The sequence below is a fragment of the Paraburkholderia aspalathi genome (genome assembly GCF_900116445.1).
Taxonomy (GTDB): Bacteria; Pseudomonadota; Gammaproteobacteria; order Burkholderiales; family Burkholderiaceae; genus Paraburkholderia; species Paraburkholderia aspalathi.
Genome location: NZ_FPBH01000016.1, coordinates 64,138 through 87,076 on the forward strand (window position 1 = coordinate 64,138; position 22,939 = coordinate 87,076).

The 22,939-nt window shown below is 61.1% G+C and carries 17 protein-coding genes; 7 read left to right on the forward strand and 10 right to left on the reverse strand.

Features of this window, described 5'->3' with window-relative positions; translation table 11 throughout:
* The first annotated feature begins 68 nt into the window (after positions 1-68).
* The 4 genes from tssF to tssA all read left to right on the forward strand — a co-directional run bounded on the left by tssF (position 69) and on the right by tssA (position 6,853).
* Entirely contained in the window at positions 69-1,907 is a 1,839-nt protein-coding gene (tssF, locus tag BM438_RS23245; protein WP_093638443.1) for a type VI secretion system baseplate subunit TssF, read from the forward strand.
* The gene (tssG, locus tag BM438_RS23250) at positions 1,871-2,965 is read left to right on the forward strand and encodes a type VI secretion system baseplate subunit TssG (protein WP_093638448.1); all 1,095 of its coding nucleotides are present in this window, start codon (positions 1,871-1,873) and stop codon (positions 2,963-2,965) included. The genes tssF and tssG overlap by 37 nt, the downstream gene beginning before the upstream one ends.
* Before the next feature lie 35 nt (positions 2,966-3,000).
* Positions 3,001-5,676 (forward strand): type VI secretion system ATPase TssH, encoded by a 2,676-nt coding sequence (gene tssH, locus BM438_RS23255; protein ID WP_093638453.1) that lies wholly within the window; start codon positions 3,001-3,003, stop codon positions 5,674-5,676.
* A gap of 67 nt (positions 5,677-5,743) precedes the next feature.
* Entirely contained in the window at positions 5,744-6,853 is a 1,110-nt protein-coding gene (tssA, locus tag BM438_RS23260; RefSeq protein WP_093638457.1) for a type VI secretion system protein TssA, read from the forward strand.
* Between the two features lie 83 nt (positions 6,854-6,936).
* Here the strand turns inward: tssA and BM438_RS23265 are convergent, their stop codons facing one another.
* The 4 genes from BM438_RS23265 to BM438_RS23280 form a co-directional block, all read right to left on the reverse strand.
* On the reverse strand, positions 6,937-7,884 hold the full coding sequence (locus BM438_RS23265; protein ID WP_093638460.1) for an OmpA family protein: 948 nt from the start codon (positions 7,882-7,884) through the stop codon (positions 6,937-6,939).
* Between the two features lie 4 nt (positions 7,885-7,888).
* Positions 7,889-8,881, reverse strand: a complete 993-nt coding sequence (gene tagF / locus BM438_RS23270; RefSeq protein ID WP_054036464.1) for a type VI secretion system-associated protein TagF — start codon at positions 8,879-8,881, stop codon at positions 7,889-7,891.
* The gene (tssM, locus tag BM438_RS23275; protein WP_093638465.1) at positions 8,878-12,780 is read right to left on the reverse strand and encodes a type VI secretion system membrane subunit TssM; all 3,903 of its coding nucleotides are present in this window, start codon (positions 12,778-12,780) and stop codon (positions 8,878-8,880) included. Before tssM ends, tagF begins: the two co-directional genes overlap by 4 nt.
* A 268-nt stretch (positions 12,781-13,048) precedes the next feature.
* Entirely contained in the window at positions 13,049-13,894 is an 846-nt protein-coding gene (locus BM438_RS23280) for a M15 family metallopeptidase (RefSeq protein WP_054036462.1), read from the reverse strand.
* Between the two features lie 125 nt (positions 13,895-14,019).
* On the opposite strand from BM438_RS23280, the gene BM438_RS23285 reads away from it, so the two are divergent.
* The gene (locus tag BM438_RS23285) at positions 14,020-14,967 is read left to right on the forward strand and encodes a hypothetical protein (protein WP_093638473.1); all 948 of its coding nucleotides are present in this window, start codon (positions 14,020-14,022) and stop codon (positions 14,965-14,967) included.
* 113 nt (positions 14,968-15,080) lie between these two features.
* On the opposite strand, the gene BM438_RS23290 is transcribed toward BM438_RS23285, so the two are convergent.
* Positions 15,081-15,308: a type 2 periplasmic-binding domain-containing protein gene (locus BM438_RS23290; protein WP_244179440.1), complete on the reverse strand. Its 228-nt coding sequence runs from the start codon at positions 15,306-15,308 to the stop codon at positions 15,081-15,083.
* Positions 15,309-15,382: 74 nt separating this feature from the next.
* On the opposite strand from BM438_RS23290, the gene BM438_RS23295 reads away from it, so the two are divergent.
* A complete protein-coding gene (locus tag BM438_RS23295) occupies positions 15,383-16,528 on the forward strand; it encodes a nucleoside hydrolase (RefSeq protein ID WP_093638480.1) in 1,146 nt (381 codons plus the stop codon).
* 37 nt (positions 16,529-16,565) lie between these two features.
* On the opposite strand, the gene BM438_RS23300 is transcribed toward BM438_RS23295, so the two are convergent.
* Together BM438_RS23300 and BM438_RS23305 are read right to left on the reverse strand one after the other, a co-directional pair.
* Positions 16,566-17,522: a LysR family transcriptional regulator gene (locus BM438_RS23300; protein WP_143131744.1), complete on the reverse strand. Its 957-nt coding sequence runs from the start codon at positions 17,520-17,522 to the stop codon at positions 16,566-16,568.
* A gap of 850 nt (positions 17,523-18,372) precedes the next feature.
* The gene (locus tag BM438_RS23305) at positions 18,373-19,425 is read right to left on the reverse strand and encodes an NAD(P)-dependent alcohol dehydrogenase (RefSeq protein WP_093638487.1); all 1,053 of its coding nucleotides are present in this window, start codon (positions 19,423-19,425) and stop codon (positions 18,373-18,375) included.
* Positions 19,426-19,745: 320 nt separating this feature from the next.
* Between BM438_RS23305 and BM438_RS23310 the strand changes: the two genes are divergently transcribed.
* Positions 19,746-20,762, forward strand: coding sequence for an AraC family transcriptional regulator (locus BM438_RS23310; RefSeq protein ID WP_093638830.1), 1,017 nt, complete (start codon positions 19,746-19,748; stop codon positions 20,760-20,762).
* Positions 20,763-20,782: 20 nt separating this feature from the next.
* On the opposite strand, the gene BM438_RS23315 is transcribed toward BM438_RS23310, so the two are convergent.
* From BM438_RS23315 to BM438_RS23325, 3 genes are all read right to left on the reverse strand, one after another.
* Entirely contained in the window at positions 20,783-21,556 is a 774-nt protein-coding gene (locus BM438_RS23315; RefSeq protein WP_093638490.1) for a molybdopterin-dependent oxidoreductase, read from the reverse strand.
* Complete coding sequence (locus BM438_RS23320; RefSeq protein WP_093638495.1) at positions 21,553-22,185, reverse strand: cytochrome b/b6 domain-containing protein; 633 nt, start codon at positions 22,183-22,185, stop codon at positions 21,553-21,555. The genes BM438_RS23315 and BM438_RS23320 overlap by 4 nt, the downstream gene beginning before the upstream one ends.
* Positions 22,186-22,284: 99 nt before the next feature.
* Entirely contained in the window at positions 22,285-22,917 is a 633-nt protein-coding gene (locus BM438_RS23325) for a hypothetical protein (protein ID WP_093638498.1), read from the reverse strand.
* Positions 22,918-22,939 lie beyond the last annotated feature (22 nt).

Genomic DNA, 22,939 nt, shown 5'->3' on the forward strand with positions numbered 1-22,939 from the left:
TCGTTACCGTTAACGCGCAACGGTGGTGACTGATCAGGCGGCGATGGTTCAGGTTCGGGGATAGATCGATGGAAGAATTGCTGCCGTATTACGAGCGCGAATTATCATTTCTGCGGCGCTACTCGCGCGATTTCGCCGAGCGCTATCCGAAGATCGCAGCGCGCCTCGCGATGTCGGGCGAGCACTGCGAAGATCCGCACGTCGAGCGGATGATCGAATCGTTCGCGCTGCTGGGCGCGCGTATCAACAAGAAGCTCGACGACGATTACCCCGAATTCACCGAAGCGCTGCTGGAAGTGCTGTATCCGCACTACCTGCGGCCGTTTCCGTCGTGCTCGATCGCGCAGTTGGGTACCTCGGCCGCGCTCAGTCATCTGACCGAACCGGTGCTGGTCGAGCGTGGCACCGAACTCAAATCGCGCCCGATTCGCGGCGTGCAATGCCGCTTCCGGACCGCCTACGATGTGACGCTGGCGCCAATCCGGATCTCGGAGGCCAAGTACACATCGGTGGCCATGGCGCCAAGCGCGACCGTTCTGCCGGGCAACGCTACGGCGATTGTGTCGATCACGTTCGAATCCACAGCTGCGCAGCTCGATCTCTCCGCATTGAAAGTCGGCACGTTGCGCACGCACCTGCACGGCGAACAGTCGTTTATCGCGGCGCTGGCGGACTGCCTGTTCGTCAACGCGATGGCCACTTATGTGGAAGCCGACCGCCGCGGCGTGTGGACGCAACTGCGTCAATCGCCGGTCGTACAAGCCGGTTTCGATGAAGACGATGCGCTGATCGACTATCCGGCCAAATCGCATCCGGCGTACCGGTTGCTGACTGAATACTTTGCTTTCCCCGAAAAATTTAACTTCACCGATTTCGATCTGGCGGCGATGACCCGCGCGAGCGGCCGCTGCCAGCGTCTGACGCTGCACATCGTACTCAAGGAAGTGCGCAGCGATTCTCATGTTGCGCGCTTGCTGGATTCGTTGTCCGCGCATCATTTCCGCTTGTTCTGCACGCCGGTCGTGAATCTGTTCGAACAGCACGGCGAGCCGATCCGCATCAGTCACCAGGCGATTTCGTACCCGGTGATCGCCGAAGCGCGCCGGGCATTCGCGTACGAAGTTTATTCGATCGACTCGGTGAAGCTCGTCCGGCAGCAGGCGCATGAAGAATCGGTGATCGAATTCCGGCCGTTCTATTCGCTGCATCACGGCGAAGCGGCGCGTGCAGGGCACTACTGGTTCGCGCGACGCAACGATTGGGTCGCGCAGAAAAGCCCCGGCTACGAGACCGAAATCTCGATCGTCGATATCGACTTCGAACCGGCCGCGCCGCAGACCGATACGCTGAGTCTCGATCTGACGTGTACCAATCGCGACTTGCCGGCCGGTCTCGCCGTGGGTCTCGAAGGCGGCGATCTGTTTCTGGAAGGCGGCTCGCTGACCGGCAGCATCACGATGCTGCGCAGGCCGACGCCTAGCGTGCGTTTCGAGCGTGGGCGCGCCTCGCACTGGCGTCTGATTTCGCATCTGGCGCTGAATCATGTGTCGCTCGCCAATAGCGGCCTGTCGGCGCTCAAGGAAATGCTGGTGCTTTACGATTTACGGCGCACGGCGGTGTCGGCGCGGCATATCGATGGGTTGGTCGGCATCGAGCAGCGCGCAGCGGTGCAATGGCTGCCGGGCAAGCCGTTTGCGACCTTCGTGCGCGGCATCGAGATTCGTTTGACGATCGACGAAGAGCATTTCGTCGGCACGAGTCTCGCGTCGTTCGTGCGGGTGATCGACACGTTTTTCGGGCTGTACGTGCATCTGAACAGCTTTGTGCAACTGGTCGTCGTGTCGAAGCGCACCGGCGAGGAGATTCTGCGATGCAAACCGCGCAGCGGCGAATCGATCCTGGCGTAGTCGAACAACTTCTCGACGAACCGCATCGCTTCGAATTTTTTCAGGCGGTGCGGATTCTCGAGAAGTGGTTCGCGCAACAAACGCCGTCGAGTCATGGACGCCCCGGCGAAATCGTCGCGCAGCGGATTGCCTTTCGCAATTCGCTGTCGATGTCGTTTCCGCCTAGCGAGATTCACAGCGCACAGTCTTACGACGATGAAGGCACGGCGCTGAAAGAGAAGCCGCAACGCACCGCCGCGCTCGAAGCAGGCTCGCTCCACAAGGTCGATATCACGCCGGCGTTTTTCGGTTTGCTCGGCGGACAGGGCGCGCTGCCGCTGCATTACACCGAACAGATCATCGCGCGTGAGCAGATCAAGCGCGACCGGGCCGCACGCGAATTCTTCGACGTGTTTTCGAATCGCGCGACTGCGCTTTTCTACGCGGCGTGGAAGAAGTACCGGCTGCCGTTTCATTACGAACTGGATCGCGACGAGCGTTATTTGCCGCTGTTGCTCGCGTTGGCAGGCGTCGCCGACGACGACACGCGCAACAGTCTGCAAAGCGGCGACGGCGCGCTATTCGACGAAGCGATTGCCGGTTATGCATTGGCCGCACGGCACCGGCCGGTTTCAGCAGCCTATCTGCAACGTACGCTGTCCGAGTACTTCAAGGTGCGGGTGCGCGTCGAGCAGTTCGTCGGCAAATGGTACGACGTGCCGCGCGATCAATTGACCGTGCTCGGCGGTGTCAACGCGACGCTCGGCGCCACCGCGCTGGCGGGCGAGCGGGTCTGGCAACGCGACATGCGCGCGCGGCTTGTGATCGGGCCGCTCGACAAGGCCGACTACGAAGCGTTTTTACCTGGCGCCGACCGCGCCGTGGCGCTCGAACGCATGCTGACGCTGCTCGCCGGCGTGACCCTCGAATATGAGGTCTCGCTGGTACTGCGCCGCAAGGAGGTGGGACCCAGCTCGCTGAGCGGCGGCGCGCGCCTCGGCTGGGACGCATTTCTGTGCACGCGAGAAGCCGACCGTGACCGTGCGGATGCCCGCTACGAATTGCACGTGATTCACTGACTACAACGATAGAACCTGGACCCGGATCGCACGACATGAGCACGTCCCTCAATACCCTGATCGCCAAACTGAATCCGACCTGCCGGCAAGCGGCGTTGCTCGCGGCGAACAACTGTCTCGCGCGCGGTCACTATGAGGTCGACCTCGAGCATCTGCTGCTCGCGCTGCTGGATGAACCGGCGAGTGACGTCACGCTGGCGCTGCGTGCGAGCCGGGTCGACGCGCATGCTTTGCGCGCGGACATCGAGCGCGAATTGCAGCGCTTGAAGACCGGCAATACGCGCACGCCGGTCTTCTCGAAGCACCTCATCGATTTGCTTCAACAGGCGTGGTTGATTGCGTCGCTCGATTCGCAGATCGGACGAATTCGCTCGGGGCATTTGCTGCTCGCGTTACTGACGGCGCCGGACCTCGCGCAGTTTGCTGAGCGCATGTCGCCGTTGCTGCGCGACGTGCGGGTGACGGATCTGAAGCACAAGTTCGACGAAATGACCGCGGGGTCGCGTGAAGTCGAACGGAGCAATACCGCAGAGAACGCTGCGGAAGGCGTGAGCGATGTAGCTGCAGCTGATTCTGCACCCGGTGCACCTTCTAAAACCCCTGCGCTCGATACCTACACGAGCAATCTCACGCAGCGTGCGCGCGAAGGCAAGATCGATCCGGTGATCGGCCGTGAGGGCGAGATTCGCCAGACCATCGACATCCTGATGCGTCGCCGGCAGAACAATCCGATCATGACGGGTGAGGCGGGTGTCGGCAAAACAGCGGTCGTCGAAGGCCTCGCTCTGCGCATTGCGGCTGACGACGTACCTGCACCGCTGAAAGGCGTCGCGTTGCACGTGCTCGATATGGGTTTGTTGCAAGCCGGCGCGAGCGTTAAAGGCGAGTTCGAGAACCGCCTGAAGAACGTGATCGACGAGGTGAAGAAGAGCCCGCATCCGATCATTCTGTTTATCGACGAAGCGCATACGATCATCGGCGCCGGTGGCCAGGCCGGGCAGAACGATGCGGCGAATCTGCTGAAGCCGGCTTTGGCGCGAGGCGAATTGCGCACCATCGCGGCGACCACGCGGAGCGAATACAAGAAATACTTCGAGAAAGATGCGGCGCTGGCGCGGCGTTTCCAGGTCGTAAAGATCGAAGAACCGAACGAGACGCTCGCGGCGGCGATGTTGCGTGGCATGGCCGCGTTGATGGAGAAGCACTTCAACGTCCGCGTGCTGGACGATGCGATCACCGAAGCAGTGCGTCTGTCGCATCGCTACATCAGCGGCCGTCAACTGCCGGATAAGGCGATCAGCGTGCTCGACACCGCCTGCGCGAAAGTCGCGCTCGCGCATAGCTCGACACCCGCCGCGATCGACGACACGAAGAAACGCCTCGAACGCGTCGACGCCGAAATCGCGGCGCTGGAACGCGAAGTGGCGAGTGGCGCGTTGCACGACGAGCGGCTCGCGGAACTGCGCAGCCTGCGCGAAGAAGACGTGAAAGACCTGGCCGAAGACGAGGCGCGCTACGGCAAGGAGCGTGCATTGGTGACGGAGATCGTCGGCTTGCGCGCGGAAATCGACGCCGCGCGCGTCAGCAGCGCGGACGCCGCGCAGGCGGACAAGGCGCAGCAGGCGCGCGAAACGCTGGCCACGCGTGTTGCGGAATTGCATGCCTTGCAGGGCGGCCAGCCGATGGTGCCATTGCAGGTCGACGGCCACGTGGTCGCCGAGATCGTCGCTTCATGGACCGGCATTCCGCTCGGTCGCATGATCAAGGACGAAATCCAGACCGTGCTGAATCTGCAGCCGCTGCTGGCCGCACGTGTGATCGGTCAGGACCACGCGCTCGATGCGATTGCACAGCGCGTGCGCACCGCCAGCGCGAGTCTCGAAGATCCGAACAAACCGCGTGGCGTGTTCATGTTCGTCGGACCGTCGGGTGTCGGCAAGACTGAAACCGCGCTGGCGCTCGCCGATGTGCTGTACGGCGGCGAACGCAAGATGGTCACGATCAACATGAGCGAGTATCAGGAGGCGCACAGCGTGTCGGGCCTGAAGGGTTCGCCGCCGGGCTACGTTGGTTACGGCGAGGGCGGTGTGCTGACCGAAGCGGTGCGTCGCAATCCGTATTCGGTCGTGCTGCTCGACGAAGTGGAAAAGGCGCACCCCGACGTGCTGGAAATGTTCTTCCAGGTGTTCGACAAGGGCACGATGGACGACGCCGAAGGGCGCGAGATCGATTTCCGCAACACGCTGATCATTCTGACCTCGAACGTCGGCTCGCAGGCGGTGATGCAGGCATGCCTGAACAAGAGCGCCGAAGAACTGCCCGATCCGGACGAACTCGCGGAGACGTTGCGCCCGCAACTGTACAAGACGTTCAAGCCGGCGTTCCTCGGTCGTATGAAAGTGGTGCCGTACTACCCGATCTCCGACGACGTGCTGGCCGAAATCATCGACTTGAAGCTGGAGCGGATTCGCCGCCGCATCGAATCGAATCACAAGGCGGTGTTCGAGTGGGACGAGTCGCTCGTCGACGCTGTGCTGGCGCGCTGCACCGAAGTGGATTCCGGTGCGCGCAATGTGGACCACATTCTGAACGGCACGCTATTGCCTGAAGTCGCGCAGCAGGTGCTGGAGCGCATTGCCAATGGCACCGCGATCGAACGCATCTCGGTCCGCGCGAGCGAAGCGGGCGAGTTCGAATACACGGTTGCGTGAACAGGCCAGTCCCCGCCTGCTTGCCAATCTGTTTTAATGCCGTACCGGAACCTTATTGCTTTCTGTCATGCCGACTAATCTGAACACGCTGCTGGCGCCGATCAGCGAAGCCTCGCCTTGTGGCGACGACCTGCTGTTTTCGGCGGATTTCGACGCGATTCAGCACGCGCGCCGATTCGAAGACCCGTCGCTCGACCAGGGCGAATGGGTCACGGATATCAAGGAGGCCGACTGGCCATTCGTGGTCGAACGCTCCAGCAATCTGCTGCAGACGCAGACCAAAGACCTGCGCCTCGCTGTCTGGCTCACCGAAGCGTTGGCCATCGAAGAGGGCGTGACCGGTCTCACGCAAGGCTATGCGCTGCTGACGGGGCTGTGCGAAAAGTACTGGGATCACGTGCATCCGTTGCCGGAAGGCGACGACACCGAGTATCGCCTTGGCAACGTCGCGTGGCTGATGGGCCGCACTGGTGATCTCTTGCGGGCGATGCCGCTCACGTCGTCGCAAGGCAGCTCGTACAGCACGATTGATTGGGACGTGGCCACGCATGTCGCGCAAGCGGTCAAGCGCGACCCGGATCACGCCGACGACATCGCGCGCGGCAAGCCCTCCATCGAGCAGATCGAGGCGTCGAAACGCGCCACGCCGCCGGCGTTCTATTCGACCCTGCTGGTCGATCTGAAAGCATTTGAAGCGGCGATGCTCGCACTCGAACAGCAACTGGACCAGCGCGCGGGCGATTCAGCGCCGAGCTTCCGTCAGGCGAAAGATGCGTACGAGAGCGTCTACCGGTTGGCGGAACGCTTCGCACGCGAACTGGGTGTCAGCGCTGAAGCGTCACTGCCGAAGGCGCCGAAGCCAGAAGAACACGAGCGCGCCGAGCCTACCTTCAAGACTTCACCGCAACGCGAGGAACCCGTGTTGACGACCATACCGACCACGATCAGTCCGATTGCAGGAATCCAGAGCCGTGCGCAAGCCGTCGCGCAGTTGCGTGCCGTGGCCAAGTTCTTTCGCAGCACCGAGCCGCATAACCCTGCTGCGTACCTCGCGGACAAGGCGGCGGAATGCGCAGATATGCCTTTGCATCAGTGGTTGTCTTCGGTGGTGAAGGACGACGGCTCGCTCGCGCATATTCGCGAGTTGTTGGGCGTGAAGCCCGAGGAAAATAGCTAGAACTTCCCTGAACGCAAGAAAAAAGCCTGGCATCGAAATCGGTGCCAGGCTTTTTTAATTCATAAGGTCAAGCGAGCAGCAACTCAAGACCCTGCGCGAAACTCAATACGTCGATTACGCGCCCGCCCGTCGGTCGTATCGTTCGATGCGATCGGCTGATCCGGACCAACTCCTGTGGTCGTCATCTGCTCGGGCGGAATGCCCCGCGCGGCCAGATAACCCTTCACCGCATCCGCACGCGCCTGGCTCAGTGCGATATTCGAGGTGCGATTGCCCGAGTTGTCGGTATGGCCGATGATCGCCACCGTCTTCGTCTGCATCTTCGACAACACGGCCGCCATCTGATCGAGAATCGCGCGGCCTTGCGGGGTAAGTGTCGCGCTGCCCGTCTCGAACTCGATCGTGCGATTCGCCAATGTCTGGTCGAGCAGGCCCTGTTCCGATGCGCTCACGCGCAAGCCGTTCTTGATCGTGTAGGTCGGGTTCAGCGCGTTCGCCATATCGCTTGCGAGCTGCTGGCGCTGCGATTCGTTGTGCACCTCGCCCTTCACGTCGATCTGCGTGCCGTCGATTTTCAACTGCCCTTTGCTGATCTGCTTCAACTGCGGGCCGATCAGCTTCTGTACGTTGGCAGACCAGTTCGGTGGCGTCGCGACGTCGGCGACTTCAATCTGATCAACCACGTTGGCCGAGCCGTAGGTGTCGCGCAGACGTGCGAGCACGGCCGCTTTGGTCGCTTCATCCGGCACCTTTCCGCCCACCACCACCTGGCCCGGTGTTGCATTGGCCGGTGGCGGCGCTGCGCTGATCGCGCCCGTGCCGCCGCCCGTGGTGCCGCTGGCGAGGCCGGCCGTGCTGACAGCAGGACCTGCAGTGCCCGACTGTGCCGACGGCAGAGCCGTCGTGCGAATCGCCATGCCGCTGTTGTCGACCGGCGTGACGCGTGCGGGGCCGTCGTTGTCGGCATGGGCGAGTGCGCAGACGAGAAGACCTGCCAGCAGCGAGGCAATGCGCGTGTGTTTGCTCAACATCGTGTCACGCTCCCGTGAATGCTTCGCGGAACGTGTCGATGCTGACACGCAACGACAGTTGCGGTTGGTCGAGGTAGCTGACGAGCTTGCTGATGCCATGGTCGTTTTGTGCGTGTTCGTCGATCCACTCGGGATCGTCGATATCGATGTTGTGTGCCGCGTACGCCTGCGGATCGACCACGCTGTGCAGCGTTTTGGCCGAGGCGCCGTTAAAGCCGATGATGAGCCGTTCGCGCTCGGCAATCGTACCGATAAAAATCGCCAGTTCGAAATCGGCCTGCGAGACGAACGGTGCGATCAGTTCGAGCCAGAAAGCGGCGACGAGCGAGCGATAGAACGGATCGTTCGGCAGTGGCAGTGTGAGCCCGCGTTCGAGATGCGACGAACCGCTTTGCATCACCGGACGCAGCAGCGAACCGAGCGCCAGCATCGCGCCACGCAGGCGCACCGGATGGCCGCTCGCAAGCAGCATTTGTTCGAGGCCGGAGAGCGTTTGATGTTCGACGAAGTCGTTGAAGGTGCCGTCGTGCGGATTGCCCGGACCGCCGCCGATTTCGATCGGCACTTGCGTTTCGCCGAGCGCGTGCAACGCGCCGGCCGGCTCGCTCACGCCGAGCAAGGGCTTCATCTGCGAGGCGATGCGCGACCACAGGCGCGCAAAGGCCAGCGGACTATGCGCGAGGAACGTCAGCGGCTTTTCTACTTCCAGCGCGGTGGCGGCAAGAAACGGAAAGCGGCGCGACGATTGATCCTGGCTCGCCACCATATGCCCGGCAATCGCCAGCTTGCTGCGCGAACCGAGGAACGCGAAGTGCATCGGCTTGGCGTTTTCGTAGACGATCTTCCAGCGCGGATCGTCAGTGAGCAACTCCATGGCCTCGGCGATCCAGCGGTCGAGCGTGGCTAGCAATTGCGGGTTATGCGCGCTTTTGACGAAGTCGCCGCGCGACGGAATCTTGCCGAAGTAGGCGATTTGCGCCTGCACGGTTTGCGTCATTGCGCACCCCCTGTGTTCGAAACCGCGGCGGCGGCCGTGGCCGGCCGTGCCGCTGGTGAGGCCGGTGCGGCAGCGGGCGCGGTGCCCGCTGTTCCTGTTGGTCCTGGCGCACCCGCGGCCGTCGCATTGACTGAATTCGCCGCGGCGCTCACGTCCGCCACCGACGACGGCAGCCGCAAGCCGCGCAGGCTTTGCTGTTGCGGTGCATCGCTGCTGGCGCTGCCCGAGGCCTGCGAGGTGCTGATGATGCGCATGCTGACCGCAACCGTGACATTGCCTTGCGTCCACGACAGATCGAAGGTGCCGTCCGGACGGCGCTTGCGTTGCGCCGAGTTGATCAGCTTCTCCAGACCGTAGCGGCCCGGTTCGTTGACCAGTTGCAGCGTGCGGCCGTCGAAGGTCGTGGCGTTCAGCGTCGCGCCCGGCGAGCCCGACGGATTCGGCCACACGAAGTTGGTCCACTGCGGCGGCGTATTGCGGTAACGCATCTGCTGGCCGTCGATCGCGAGCGTGTATTCCGTGGTGCCGCTGCTCGGCTGCGGCAGGATCTGGAATACGGTCTGCGGTTCGGCCGAGCTTTGACCACCCGAGGTCGCCGCGCCACCGGCAAGCGGCGCCACCCAGCGCGCGAAACCGCTGGTGAAGTCGGGCGTCAGCGCGAGACCCATATCGCCCCATGTGCGTGAGGTCAGCGTGTCGCCGCGGCGCACCGCGAGCGGCCCGAGCGTGGTGCCGACGAACTTGGCGATCGCGCCGTCCGGCCCGAACACCTGAGCGATTTCGCCTGCGCCGGCTTCGACCTTTGCATCGCCTGCAAACGGATACTTGTTCGCGAGCGACCCCTGGAAGGTCTGGTAGACCTGCGCGTTCCACACCTTGTTGACTTCGACGCTGGCCGGCTGGATCACCACCGCATACGCCGCCATCAGCGGACGCACCAGCAGCGGGCGCAGTGCCTTGCGTTGCGAATCGGTGAGGCCCGTCAGCATCTGTTCGTCGACGTACTTCAGCGAATCGGCCAGTTCGGAGCCGCTGCCGTCGAGCGTCTGCTGCATCAGCTGACGTGCGCCCGGTCCCGGATCGCCCTGATTCTTGATCACGTTAAAGCGCGTACGGACCTTCGAGAGCGTGTCCATGTAGCCCTTCAACATCGAGCCGTTGTCGCCGGAGACGACGATGCGGCCCAATGCCGAGAACTCCTGGCCGATCGGTCCCATCGGCACTTCGACCGGATTGCCGTTGATGTCGATGTTGGCGTTCAGCTGGCCGGTCGGCGCACGCGAGAACCAGTTCTTGAACCAGCTGGTCATGCCGGTTTGCGCGCGCTTCAGGTTCGCGTTGAAGAGCGACGGGTTGTCCCACGAAGTCTGGTCATACGCGGTTTCGAGGACCTTGCGGATTGGTGAATCCTGCGGGTCGCCGAGACGGTTCATTGCATCCACCGCCTGACCGAAGCTGCCGAAGCTCTGCACGGCAATGCCCTGCATGAACTTCTGCCAGTGCATTGCGTACTCCGTCTTGTACATCGCCACGAGTGCTTTCTGGATCTGCTCGGGACTGCCTTCGAGCGTCAGGTCGTCGTGCGCGGAGGTATTGAGCACCCAGTCCTTGGCCTGCAATTCCTTGGTGGCGGCATCGCGAATCGCCGGCTGCACGTACTGGAACCACGCTTCACGCGTAAAGGTGCCGGGGATTGCGTAGCTGCCGGCCACCAGCGCCGTATTGTTTTCGCCGACGATGCGCGCGATCGTCATCGGCGCGAAACGGGTCGACGCACGCGCCTTGATTTCTTCATAGACGCGCTGACGAGCCGGCATGCCGCGCACCACGCGGCGCAGGTTTTCACGAGTCTGGTCGACGAGGCCGAGGTTCTGGTCGATCATCGGCCAGTCGTTGTCGGACACGCGCGACAGATAGAAGGTGATCATGCGCTCGGCGCTGCGGATCATCTCGTCGCGGGGCATGTTGCCGCGATTCGTTTCGAGCCAGCCGCGCCAGAAGCGGGCGACCTGATCGGTCAGGTGAGCGGTTTCCACGTGACGCTTGTCGCTCAGCATCAGGTAGGTCTTGAGTGCGTTGTACGCGTCTTCGACGTTGGTCGGCGACGCATCGCTATACAGGCCGCCCTGGCTGTTCGCCGCCATGGCAGTGTGCGCGGACACCGGAATCGCTGCGGCGTCCGGCGTGCGGTTCAACGGCGCGAGCTGATCGGGGTGCGCATTGACGTCCTTCAGGAACGACGCGAGATTCTGCGAGACCGGGTCGAGCAGGATCTGGCGCACGCCGTTGTAATACTCGGTGAGCAAGTGCTGCTCGAGGCGGTCGCCCTGATACAGCCCGAGCGACACGGCCAGCGGCTTGTCGCGGCGGAACTGTTCGAGCTGGTCGATGCGGTCTTCCAGAATGTCCATTGCCTGCAAGCGCGATTGCAGGTCGTTGCGGTTCTGCTGCAGGCGCACCACGTTGTCGAGGTCGGCCTTGACGTTGTCGGCGAGCTGCTCATTGCCGATCGTCGACCACGTCCAGCCGCCGAGCGCCAACGCGAGCACCGCGACGAAGCCGAAGAACGTGGCATAACGCATGCGCGTCTTGGCGGGACTGGCGAACTGCTTGACGGTCTGCCGGTCGGCGAAGATCACCTTGGAGAACAGGTCGCGCAGGAAGAAGCCGTTCTTCGAGAACGCGCTATGCGGCTTGGGCAGACTGTCGGCAGAGAGGCCGAAACGGTTGGCGATGCGCGTGGCGGCGGCGCTGTTGGTCTCGCCTTCCTGCAGGGCGCTGGTAAAGTAAAAACCGCGGAAAATCGGCTTGTGCTGGAACGGGTTGGTTTCGAACAGCGTGGCGAGGAACGCGCGCAATGCGGGCTTGATCGTCGAGAATTCGAGCGGGAAGCTCAACTGGCCCGGCGAGAGCTTGTTGCCGCGGTTGATCGACATCTGCGCAACGCTGATTTCTTTCAGGCCGTCGTAGAGCTCTTCAAAGTGCTCGTCGAAGAGGCCCACCACGTCGCGCTTTTCGTCCGGCTCGTAGGGCAGGGTGGCGCCCCACACGCGGTCGTATTCGTGGCGGTCGCTGCCGCTGAAAAATTCGGTGAAGCCCGTGATCAGGTCGGCCTTGGTGAACATCACATACACCGGCGCAAACACTTCGAGCTTTTCGGTCAACTCCTGCACGCGCTGGCGCAGGTTCTTCGCGAGATTGATCGCGAACTCGGGCTTGCTGCTAGTCAGCTCGGCAATGCTCGCCGTGACGATGATGCCGTTGATCGGCGCTTTTGGCCGGAAGCGCTTGAGCAGGCCGAGGAAGCCGATCCATTCGGTGCGGTCTTCTTCGTGCACGGAATAGCGGCCGGCGGTGTCGAGCAGAATGCCTTCGGTCGTGAAGAACCAGTCGCAGTTACGCGTACCGCCGATGCCGTGAATCACGGCGTTGTTCTTGTCAGCGAAAGGAAACTGCAGACCGGAATTCAGCACGGCGCTGCTCTTGCCTGCGGCCGGGTTGCCGATCACGATGTACCAGGGCAACTCATACAGCGCCGAGCCGCCGGACATCTGACCGATCTTCGAGGTCTTGATCGTTTTCACCGCGTCGACGAGGCGCGTGCGCAGCACGTCGAGTTCGGCCTGGCGCGCGGGCGTTGGGGCGGGGCCGGTTTCGGTCTGTTTTTCGGCTTGCTGCTCGAGCATTTCGCCGAGCTTGTTGTTCGCGCGCCGCGCGCGCAGGCGGCGCACCACCCACACCAGCAGCCATAGCGCGATCACCGCGCCGAGCACGATGGCAGGCCACATCAGGTCGATCTGCAAGGTATCGGCACCGATGAACAAAACAGCAGCGAGCGCGAGCAAGCCGATGATCGAGAGCGTGCGTGTATGGGTCAACACGTTAAGAATGCGTCGCATAGGCCGTTCAGGTCTTGGTGATGTGTGTTGTGGCGCGTGTGTGACAAACAGCATGGTGCGAGCGCGGGCAAAGTCTGCCAGCGCCGCGTTTGAAATAAATCGAAAGCATATTCAGGCGAAGGTGAATGCGGCCGGATTGTTAAATCCGCCGTGGAATGTTTCGCCGATGGCGATGGGACGAATGCCGTTATGCAGGCGGCATTGCCGACTTTTGCCAGAAAATTTGCTTGAACGCCCCATTGCCAACCTCTTTATTGCCCACTTCGCCTTAATGACCACGCCCCAGGACGAAGCCGGGTTTGTGATATTCAACGTGCCCGAGATCCATCAATTTCCAACGGCCACCCCACGTCAGGCCGACCTGTTCGGCCGTCTGTCCGTATAACTGATAGCCTCGCATGGCCCAGGGATCTTTTTCTGAAATGACGAGCTTGCCGTCGCGCAAAAACGCATTGTCCGCGGCAAGACCGTATTGGTGATAGCTTTGAAACGCTGCGGCATTGGTGACGTTGCCCCCCATTTGCGCCAGGCGGTTTTGCCGCTCCGGACTGCGATAACCCTCCAGCAATGCCATTTCATACCCGTACTGCTCGTGCATGATTTTGTAAACGAGCAATAAACGCGTTCTGAAATCGGCGTCGAGCAAATTCCAGTCGCGGCTCGCGTCTTTCAGCGCGGGCCGAATCTGCTCCACTTCCTGCGTTGCAAATACCTCGGGCGGCAGCGGCGGCGGGGGCACGAGCTGTTCGCCATTCAATAACGCGGCAATTTTCTCGTCCGGTACCCGTGCAGTGTCATCGAATTGGAATAATTGCCTGCCGCGTAAAGCCAATGCCACCAATGGCGGCGTCGCAAGAATACCTGTGGTGGTAAAAATCAGCAAGCGCCGCTTTGCCAGTAACTTTTGCATATCGACTGCAGTCGATTGCGAAATTTTTGCCGAACGCACTAATTGACCGCGAGCACGTGAAGCACCTTGAGATGCTCCGCGCATAACGCGGCCATGAATGGCGAGTGCGGCGCCTAATAAAGAGGCGCGTACCGCCGGCAATAGCAGCATTGCGGCGATCACAACGGCGAAGGCGAAATAGGCGAGAAGTACTACGGCAATCAAAGTCGACCCCGGAAATTGGAAACAATTGTATTTTGTAATGCTTGCTCTTAGAATCAGGCCTGCTCGGAGAGGAGCCGGAACGGTATTATCACGGCGAAATAATCCAGGATTCAATGAGACAGTGAATGAGTGCGCCGGAAAGTTCGAATTCCAAAGCCCCACCTAGCCTGTTATCCGATAAGGCTAAGGGCGCCGATGGCAATGGTTCGCGAATTCTCGCGAATCTGGAAGGCCGCGTCGAGCCGCCTACCGATAAACCACGCCGGTCGAAAACGCCGCTGCTGCTGGTCGCCTTGCTGGTGATCGCTGCCGGCGGTTGGGGCGCGTGGCATATGCAGCAGCGTGTGCAGACGGAGTCGTTGGCGTCAGCCACGCCCGCCAACGCCACGAAAGCTGCTGTGCCGGCGTCCGCCGCGAGCGGTGCTGCGCAGGTCACTGCGAAAGCGGAGGCGCCGGCTGCAGCGTCGTCGCAAGCGGCCACGATCGTTGCTGATGACAGCGACAGCAAGGCGCCAGCGGCATCCGCGGGTGAGCCTGCAAGCGGTGATGGAAGCCGCTTATCGCGCGCGCTTGCCGATGGCGCTGAGCCGAGCACCGCGTCTACACCGGTTGCGTCCGCAACGGCTGCGTCGGCGGTCACGGTGCCGGCGGCAAAGCACGGTAAGAGCTCCTCCACGGCTGTCGCCAGCAATGCGAAACACGACACAGCGGCGCACAGCAAGAAGGAAAGCGCGAGCGCAAGCAATCATCACGCGAGCGCGCCGACCGCGGTCGCTCAAACGAAGAAATCGCGCCCTGCCGGTAATGCTTCGAAAGATGATTCGGATGCCGATCTATTGGCTGCACTCGTGGCGCGCACCAAACCGGCTGACGCGAAAGCGGCAGACGGCAGCACGGCCACCAAGGTCAGTGCATCGGCTGCGCCTGGGAACGCCAAGCTGGCCGAACGCGTGAAAGAGTGTGGGCAACGCGGCTTCTTCGAAGACCAGTTGTGCCGCTGGCGCGTGTGCGACGGGCATTGGGGTAAAGACCCCGCTTGTCCGGGGGCTGCGCCGCAGGCACGTCAGCCGTAAGTTCGCGTAATGCGCCGCGCGTCTTCGTGACTCGCGGCACATGCGGTCCACGCAATTCACATTCGCTGTCGCAGCGTTTTGTGAATCTGCGGCTTCACAGCTAGCGATGCGCGTCACTCGACGCGCATTCGTTCCACCACCGCCGACCTGCGCATTACCTTCCACTGGTACTTCGATCCTGCGTTGCTCCGCGTCCCCAGCTTGCGCGCCAACAGTTGTGAATCCTTCGGCGGACCGTTGCGCAGCGAGATATCGGCGCATTGTTCAAGCAGGTCCACCACCTGATCGGCCAGAACGATGTCGAGCGCAATGGCGGGATGATTCGCAAGAAACTCAGGCACGAGCGGCAGCAGATATTACGTCTAAGATGAGCCCGCTTATTGGAGCAGTACGACTGCATTAAAAGGAGGCGTCGGTGAAGGGATTTTTCGTAGCGTTGACCTGCGTGGCAAGCGTGTTGGCCGTCTCGGCGCTCTCGGCGTGTAGCGGGAACGATATCAATGCGCAGACGAATCCGCCCAAAGTGATTATCGACAGCGACTACAACACGTTGAGCGATGACGGCCAGCTCGGCGTAATGGCTGCGCAATTGCAGGCGCAGGGTTCGCTGAAAGTACTGGGTATTACAGTAGTGTCCGGCAATCAATGGTTGAAGCAGGGCGTAGCGGATGCATTGAAATCGGTTGAGCGTCTTGGCGTTGAAAATCAGATCGGCGTCTATGCGGGCGCCAATTATGCGTTATCGCATGATTTCGCCACCATCCAGGCCGAACAGAAGCAATTCCCGGGCGGGGACGGCTATCTCGGCGCGTGGAATACGCCCGAGCCGAAATCGGACAGCGACCTCGTTGCACCGCCTGACGGCTTCGCCACGCACACAAAATTGCAGGGCAAGAGCGCGGTGGATTTCATCGTCGATTCGGTGAAGCAATATCCTGGCGAAGTGACGATTCTGGCGATCGGCCCGCTGACCAACATCGCGCTCGCCACGCGTCAGCACCCTGAGATCGTGCCGCTGATCAAACAGATCATCTACATGGGTGGTGCGATCGACGTGCCTGGCAACACGACACCGACGGCTGAATTCAACTGGTGGTTCGATCCGGAAGCGGCGAAGACCGTGTTGCGCCTGCCGATCAAACAGGTGGTGATTCCGCTCGACGTGACGGACACCGTAAAGATGGACAAAGCGCTGTACGACCGCGTTGCGCACGATCCGAACAAACAGACCATCATCACGCAACTATTCAAGACCTTGAACGGCTATGGGTTCGACGGGAAGAACGGTTTTGAAACGAATCCGAACTACACCACGAATATCTGGGACACGCTGACGCTGGCGTATCTGATGCATCCGTCGTTCGCGACGCAGACAGTGGATGAATGGGTGGATGTGGATATGAGCTTTGGCGCCAATGACGGCAAGTCGACCGGTTACACCAGTTCGCCGCCGGCGGGTTTGCAGAAGATGACAGTGGTGAAACGCTTCGACAATCCGACCTTTTTCAATTTCTACGTTGATCTGCTGACACGTCCGGTACCCGTGACACTACCGAACTAACGCGTCCGTGATGTTGCGGGCCTGCATGAAACCCGCCTCAAGCGGGATGCAGGCCGCGCAATAACTGACGCACTCGCGACAAGTCCTGATCGACATGTTCGGTCTGCTCAAACAACTCCGCAAGCCAGTCGACGAAGGCTCGCACGCGAGGCGACACCCGGCGGTTTTTCACATATGCGACCGAAACCGCCATCGGCACAGGTTTCCACTGCGGCAGTACTTCGCGCAACAGTCCCGAATCGAGGTAGGGCTGTGCGGCGATTCGCGCGGGCTGAATCAACCCTAGGCCTTGCAAACCGCAGGTGAGATAAGCCTGCTCGTCGCTGACTTTAACGAAGCCTCTGACCTTGACGTTTTGCGCTTCGCCGTCCACTTCGAAGTCGAAGTCGACTTCGCGGCCGTTATGCGGCGACATGCAATTGACGGCGACGTGTCCGCGCAGATCGTCGAGGTCGGCGGGTGTGCCATGTCGGGCCAGATAAGCCGGGCTTGCGCATGTCACGTGCTCGAGGGTGCCCAATTGCCGCGCGATCAGATTCGAGTCGGGCAATTCGCCTAGCTGGATGCTGCAGTCGATAGCTTCCGAGATCAGGTCAACCGTGCGGTTGCTGATGCCGATGGCGAGATCGAGATTCGGATAACGGGCATGGAAGTCCTCCAGTGCTGGGAGGACGATGGTGCTCGCTACCGCGCCGGGCATTTCTATGCGCAGGCGGCCGGTCAGGTTATCCGTTGCGTGACGGAGGCTCGCTTCCATTTCGTCGATGTCGGCGAGGATTTGGGCGCAGCGTTCGTAGTAGGCTGCGCCTTCTGGCGTGATGCTCAGGCGCCGCGTTGTGCGGGTTAGGAGGGCTGTGCCTAGCAGCGCTTCCAGATTCTGGACGATGGTTGTCGCTGTCGCGCGGGGGATGTTGAGGGATTCCGCTGCGCGGGTGAAGCTGTTGGTGTCCACGATTCGGATGAATGTCCGCATTGCAGTTATTCTGTCAATCACGATGCAAACTCCTGTTAGTGAGAGGGGGTGTTTTTTTGCCTTTGGCGGCGGCATTGGTCGGGTTCTTAGGGTTTTGGCCTTTCCTTGTTCTGGCTTTGGTGCCTTTCCTTGAATTGTTAGTGGTCTATTAGTGTTGCCCCTGTGCGGGGCAGCACTTACTTTCTTTGCCGCCGCAAAGAAAGTAAGCAAAGAAAGCGGCTAGAAGCCCCTGCTAAGCGGGTCCCGTGGTCCGCTGCGGGTAGTGGTGCGACTGGAATCTGTGTTCGTGCCCGTGCATAAGCTTGTGACAAGGGCGTCATACTTCCGGCGGCGCTGCGCGCGCCGAAGAGTAATTCTTAAAACCGCTCTCTACGTTTAGTCCTTGCGTTGGCGCTCACGCGTTCAAGCCTTTGGGTTCGGGCTCTCGTGTTTTTTTCGGCGCCATGATTCGTTATTGCATCGCTGCTGCGAGTGCTCGATATTTATTTGAAGCGGGGTTCACCCATGAGTGCAACGGCGCATCGCCGAGGCGAAGCCGACGGCCCCGCTGCGCAAAAGCGAAGCCCGTGGTTTCCCCTGCAGACCCGTCCGCGACGCACGCAGTGCGGAGTGGGAGCTGATGAGTCCTTTGTCACTAACGCGGAGTGTGCGAGAGCACGGATTCCAGTCGCACCACTACCCTGCGCAGACCATGGTGCCCACTTAGCAGGGGCTTCTAGCCGCTTTCTTTTGCCTACTTTTCTTTGCGGCGGCAAAGAAAAGTAGGTGCCGCCCCGCACAGGGGCAACGCTAATAGACCACTAACAAATCAAGGAAAGGCCAAAGCCCCAGGAACATGGCCAAAAAAGCGCCGCAAAGGTAAAAACAAAAATCACTTCCTTAAGGAATCCAGATCAACAACAAACCGATACTTAACATCACTCTTAAGCATCCGTTCAAAAGCGTCATTAATCCCCTGCATAGGAATCACCTCAATATCCGAAGTAATCCCATGCTCGCCGCAAAAATCCAGCATTTCCTGCGTCTCAGCAATCCCGCCAATCAACGACCCAGCCAGCCGGCGGCGCTTAAAGATCAGATTGAATACCTGCGGCGACGGATGGTCATGCTCCGGCGCTCCAACCAGCGTCATCGTCCCATCGCGCTTGAGCAGATTCAAAAAGGGATTCAAATCATGCTGCGCAGCCACCGTATTCAGAATGAAATCGAAGCTATTGGCATGTGCGCCCATCTCCTCAGCATTCTTTGAAATGACAACCTCATGCGCACCAAGCCGCTTGGCATCTTCAATCTTCGACGGCGACGTCGTGAACAACACGACATGCGCACCCATCGCACGGGCCAACTTCACGCCCATGTGACCCAGGCCGCCAAGGCCGACAATCCCGACCTTCTTGCCAGGGCCGGCGCCCCACGTGCGCAGCGGCGAATACGTCGTGATACCCGCGCACAGCAACGGCGCCACACCCGCCGGGTCGAGGTTCTCCGGCACGCGCAGCGTAAATGCCTCATCCACCACCAGCTGCGTCGAATAACCGCCGTAAGTGATTTGACCGTCAACCCGGTCCACGCCGTTGTACGTGCCGACAAAACCGTTTTCGCAATACTGCTCGAGACCTTCCTCGCAACTCGCACACGTGCGGCACGAATCGACCAGGCATCCCACGCCCACCAGATCGCCTGCCTTGTACTTCGTCACGTCCGGACCAACTGCCGTTACACGGCCGACAATTTCGTGGCCCGGCACCACCGGGAAAACCGTGTTCTTCCATTCGTTGCGCGCCTGATGCAAGTCGGAATGGCACACACCGCAAAACAGGACTTCCATCTGCACGTCATGGGCGCGCAGTTCGCGGCGCTGGATTTCGAACGGAGCGAGCGGCGCGGTCGCGTCGGTCGCTGCATAGGCGTAAGTCGTGCTCATGGGTAACTCCAGCAAAGAGGATGACGTCGCAAGGCGCCGGCGATGGGCGACGCGCGTCGCCGATGCGGCCAAACCTTGTCATGGACCGGGATCAGGGCGCAGGCGGTGGTCGACGCTTTCACCGAAACGGTGAATGGATAACCGAGCCCGGCGCAGCGTGGAAATAGATGATCCGGTAGGGTTCCCATAGTAGGGGCCGGGAGCAAACCGGGGAATACCTGAATATCTTGAAGATTTGCCTAAAACTCCTGGCGATGAGCGCAGTAGGTCGTTTGGTGCTAAATTTCAAGCATTATTCTCTTGCGCGTCACTATACCGTCATGTCAACCCGTTCGGCTGAACCCGCCTCGGTCACTCATGATCCGGCCGAGCGCGGCCAGTCCGCTGGCGGCCCGGCCGATTCCGCCCAGCAGCGTCTGGTCGACCTGTTCGATTTGCTCGCGCCCAAACCGGGCGTGACGCGTTCGAGCTTCGAAGGCGTCAACCTGTTGCGCGCCAATAGTCCGATGCCGCGTATGCCCGTGATGTACGAGCCGAGCATCGTGATCGTCTGTCAGGGCCGCAAGCGCGGTTTTCTCGGCGATCAGGTGTTCCAGTACGACGCACAGCAATACCTGGTGCTGTCGGTGCCGCTGCCGTTCGAATGCGAAACCGAGGCGAGTCCGGAAGAGCCGTTCCTCGCGATCTCGGTGCGCGTCGATCTGACCATGGTGGCTGAGTTGCTGATGGCGCTGAACGAAACGCAAGGCGCGACGCAGAACGAGCCCCTCGGCATTTATTCGACGCCGCTCGACCCGGCTCTCTCCAATGCCGTGCAGCGTCTGATGGACGCGTTGGCCTCACCGCTCGATGCGCGGATTCTGGCGCCAGGCGTGGTCCGCGAAATCTGTTATCGCGTGTTGACGGGCGAGCAGGGCGATGCGATTCGCGCGGCACTCACGCATCAGAATCATTTCGGTCGCATCGCCAAGGCGTTAAGGCGCATCCACGCCGACTATCAGGGGCAACTCGACGTCGATACGCTCGCCTCTGAAGCGGGCATGAGCCTCGCCGTCTTTCATGCGCAATTCAAGGCCGTGACGGCGACCTCGCCGATGCAATACGTGAAGACCACGCGTTTGCATCACGCGCGTTTGCTGATGGCGCACGATGGTCTGAATGCAGGTGCGGCCGCGGCACGCGTCGGTTACGAAAGTGCGTCGCAATTCAGCCGCGAGTTCAAGCGTCTGTTCGGCCTGAGCCCGGTTGATGAAGTCAAGCGTATGCGCACCGTGTACGACGCACCGCCGCCGCCGCGCGTAGTCAAGCCGGTCCCGCGTTATGTGACCGCCGTATAAGCGCGCGTCCTCACGAAGCGTTATAGCCCGCTGAACCAGTTGTACCCCTGGTCTTCCCAATAGCCGCCAGGGTTCGTGTTGGTCACGAAAATCGCCGCGATGTGCTTCGGATTCTTGAAGCCCAGTTTGGTCGGTACGCGCAGCTTCAGCGGGTAGCCGTATTTGGCCGGCAGCGGCGCGTCGCGGAAATCGAGCGTGAGTTGGGTTTGCGGATGCAAGGCGGTCGCCATGTCGAGGCTCGAGTAATAACGGTCTGCACATTTGAAGCCGACATAGCGTGCGCTCAGATCGGCGCCGATGCGTTCGAGGAACGTGCGAAACGGCACGCCGCGCCATTGTCCGATCGCGCTCCATCCTTCGATGCAGATGTGCCGCGTAATCTGTGACGCCTGGGGCAAAGCGCGTAGTTGATCCAGATTCCACGTGCGCTTGTCCGACACCAGACCCGACACTTCCAGTTGATACGTCGAACCGTCGATATCCGGCGCGTCGAACTCCGGATAGAACGCGTTGAACGGGAACGGGTCGGTGATCTCTTTCGCCGAGTAGGTCGGCGCGAGCTTGTTGCGATCGAACAGCCACCCCTGCACCCGATCGTTCCAGCGCGACATGGCCCACAGCACCTTGTCGACCGAATCGCCGTCCTGCATGTTGCAACCCGAGAGCATCGCCAGCGCGCCGATCGAAAGCGACGAGCGCAGGAACAGGCGCCGTTGCAATCGTTCGATTTGCGGTTTGTGGTCGGCGAGGACAATGCGCGTGCCGCGCGAGTCTTTGCGTTCTGTGTCGCTCATGCCTCGCTCCTTTCGTGCGTGGACAGTGGGGCGCGGCCGGTCAACATCGGCAGCAACGTGCGCGGCACCAATAGCACCAGCGCCAGATGCACGACGACGAAACCCACCACGCCCGCCATCGCGACAAAATGCACGCGACGCGCGAAATCGAAACCACCGAATAGTGCGGTAAGCCACGAGAATTGCACCGGCTTCCAGATCGAAAGCCCCGACGCCACCAGCAGCACGCCAAGGAACAATACGAAGAGATAGAGCGCACGCTGCACCGCGTTATATTTGCCGGTATCGTGCGGCAGCTTGAACTGCATCGCCAATGCGGCATCGTGTACGACGTCGCGCGGATAAACAGGCAATAGCTTGCGACGAAAATGCCCGCGCCCGATGCCATACGCCAGATACAGCAGGCCGTTCGCGCACAGCAGCCACATGGCCGCGAAGTGCCATGCAATCGAGCCGCCCAGCCAGCCGCCTACGGTCGCCCACACCGGAAACTTGAACGGAAAGAAGGGCGACGCGTTATAGATCGCCCAGCCGCTCATCACCATGCAGACCATGGCAAACGCGTTGATCCAGTGCGTAATTCGTACGACGAGTGGGTGAACGATGAAGCGCGCTTGCGGTTCGGGCATGGTCAGAGATGATGAAACAGGGAAAAATATGAAAGCCGCGTCATTGAGGCACGCGGCTGTTCGAATGGCTAAAAAGCGAACGGTCGAAGAAACGCCGTATCACATCGGCGGCGTTACACCGTGCTCGCCCGCGGAGATGAAATTAGCCGCCATCGAGCCATCAGCTTCCTTGTGGGCGAACAGCACGACCTTCGCTCCCGGCACCAGCAGCGCGCGATCACCCGGTTCGAGCGCGACGATAGGCACGTCTTGCGGAATCACGATTTTCTTTTCACCGTCCTTGTACTTGACCGTGATCGTTCGGCCGTTGCTAACCACGAGCGAGCCCACCGTGCCATTGGTCATCGTGCTGTTCGTGCCGAGGTCCCACGGGCGATGACCTTCGCCGGAGCCACGCATGCTGGCGGGGAATACGTGCACTTCGAGCGCCTTCAACGAGCCGTCGGGCTGCGGGATCGCGGCGGTGCCGACATAGCTGTCCGGCTTGATGTCATTCACGTCGGCAATCGTCACGCCGCGAATCGGCGTGTCTTTGGTGAGCTTCACGTCGACGTCTTTGCCGTCGCGGGTGTGGACCTTGAGCACGTCGCCCGAGAGCGATGTCACGGTGCCACGTACGCCGGTGGGCGCCGCGGTCTGAGCTTGTGCGGCGGATCCTGCTGCGAACAATGAGGCGGCGACGAGCGCGGGGGCAACGAAGGCGCGCATCGCATTAGCGGAGACAATCTTCATGAGTCTGCTCTGGGTGGGTGAA

Coding starts and splice junctions, on each gene's coding strand:
- tagF (WP_054036464.1), bottom strand. CDS start 8,881: ATGACGCAAACCGTGCAGGCGCAAATCGCCTACTTCGGCAAGATTCCG.
- BM438_RS23265 (WP_093638460.1), bottom strand. CDS start 7,884: ATGTTGAGCAAACACACGCGCATTGCCTCGCTGCTGGCAGGTCTTCTC.
- BM438_RS23285 (WP_093638473.1), top strand. CDS start 14,020: ATGAGTGCGCCGGAAAGTTCGAATTCCAAAGCCCCACCTAGCCTGTTA.
- BM438_RS23305 (WP_093638487.1), bottom strand. CDS start 19,425: ATGAGCACGACTTACGCCTATGCAGCGACCGACGCGACCGCGCCGCTC.
- BM438_RS23325 (WP_093638498.1), bottom strand. CDS start 22,917: ATGAAGATTGTCTCCGCTAATGCGATGCGCGCCTTCGTTGCCCCCGCG.
- tssH (WP_093638453.1), top strand. CDS start 3,001: ATGAGCACGTCCCTCAATACCCTGATCGCCAAACTGAATCCGACCTGC.
- tssG (WP_093638448.1), top strand. CDS start 1,871: ATGCAAACCGCGCAGCGGCGAATCGATCCTGGCGTAGTCGAACAACTT.
- BM438_RS23320 (WP_093638495.1), bottom strand. CDS start 22,185: ATGCCCGAACCGCAAGCGCGCTTCATCGTTCACCCACTCGTCGTACGA.
- BM438_RS23315 (WP_093638490.1), bottom strand. CDS start 21,556: ATGAGCGACACAGAACGCAAAGACTCGCGCGGCACGCGCATTGTCCTC.
- tssF (WP_093638443.1), top strand. CDS start 69: ATGGAAGAATTGCTGCCGTATTACGAGCGCGAATTATCATTTCTGCGG.
- tssA (WP_093638457.1), top strand. CDS start 5,744: ATGCCGACTAATCTGAACACGCTGCTGGCGCCGATCAGCGAAGCCTCG.
- tssM (WP_093638465.1), bottom strand. CDS start 12,780: ATGCGACGCATTCTTAACGTGTTGACCCATACACGCACGCTCTCGATC.
- BM438_RS23310 (WP_093638830.1), top strand. CDS start 19,746: ATGTCAACCCGTTCGGCTGAACCCGCCTCGGTCACTCATGATCCGGCC.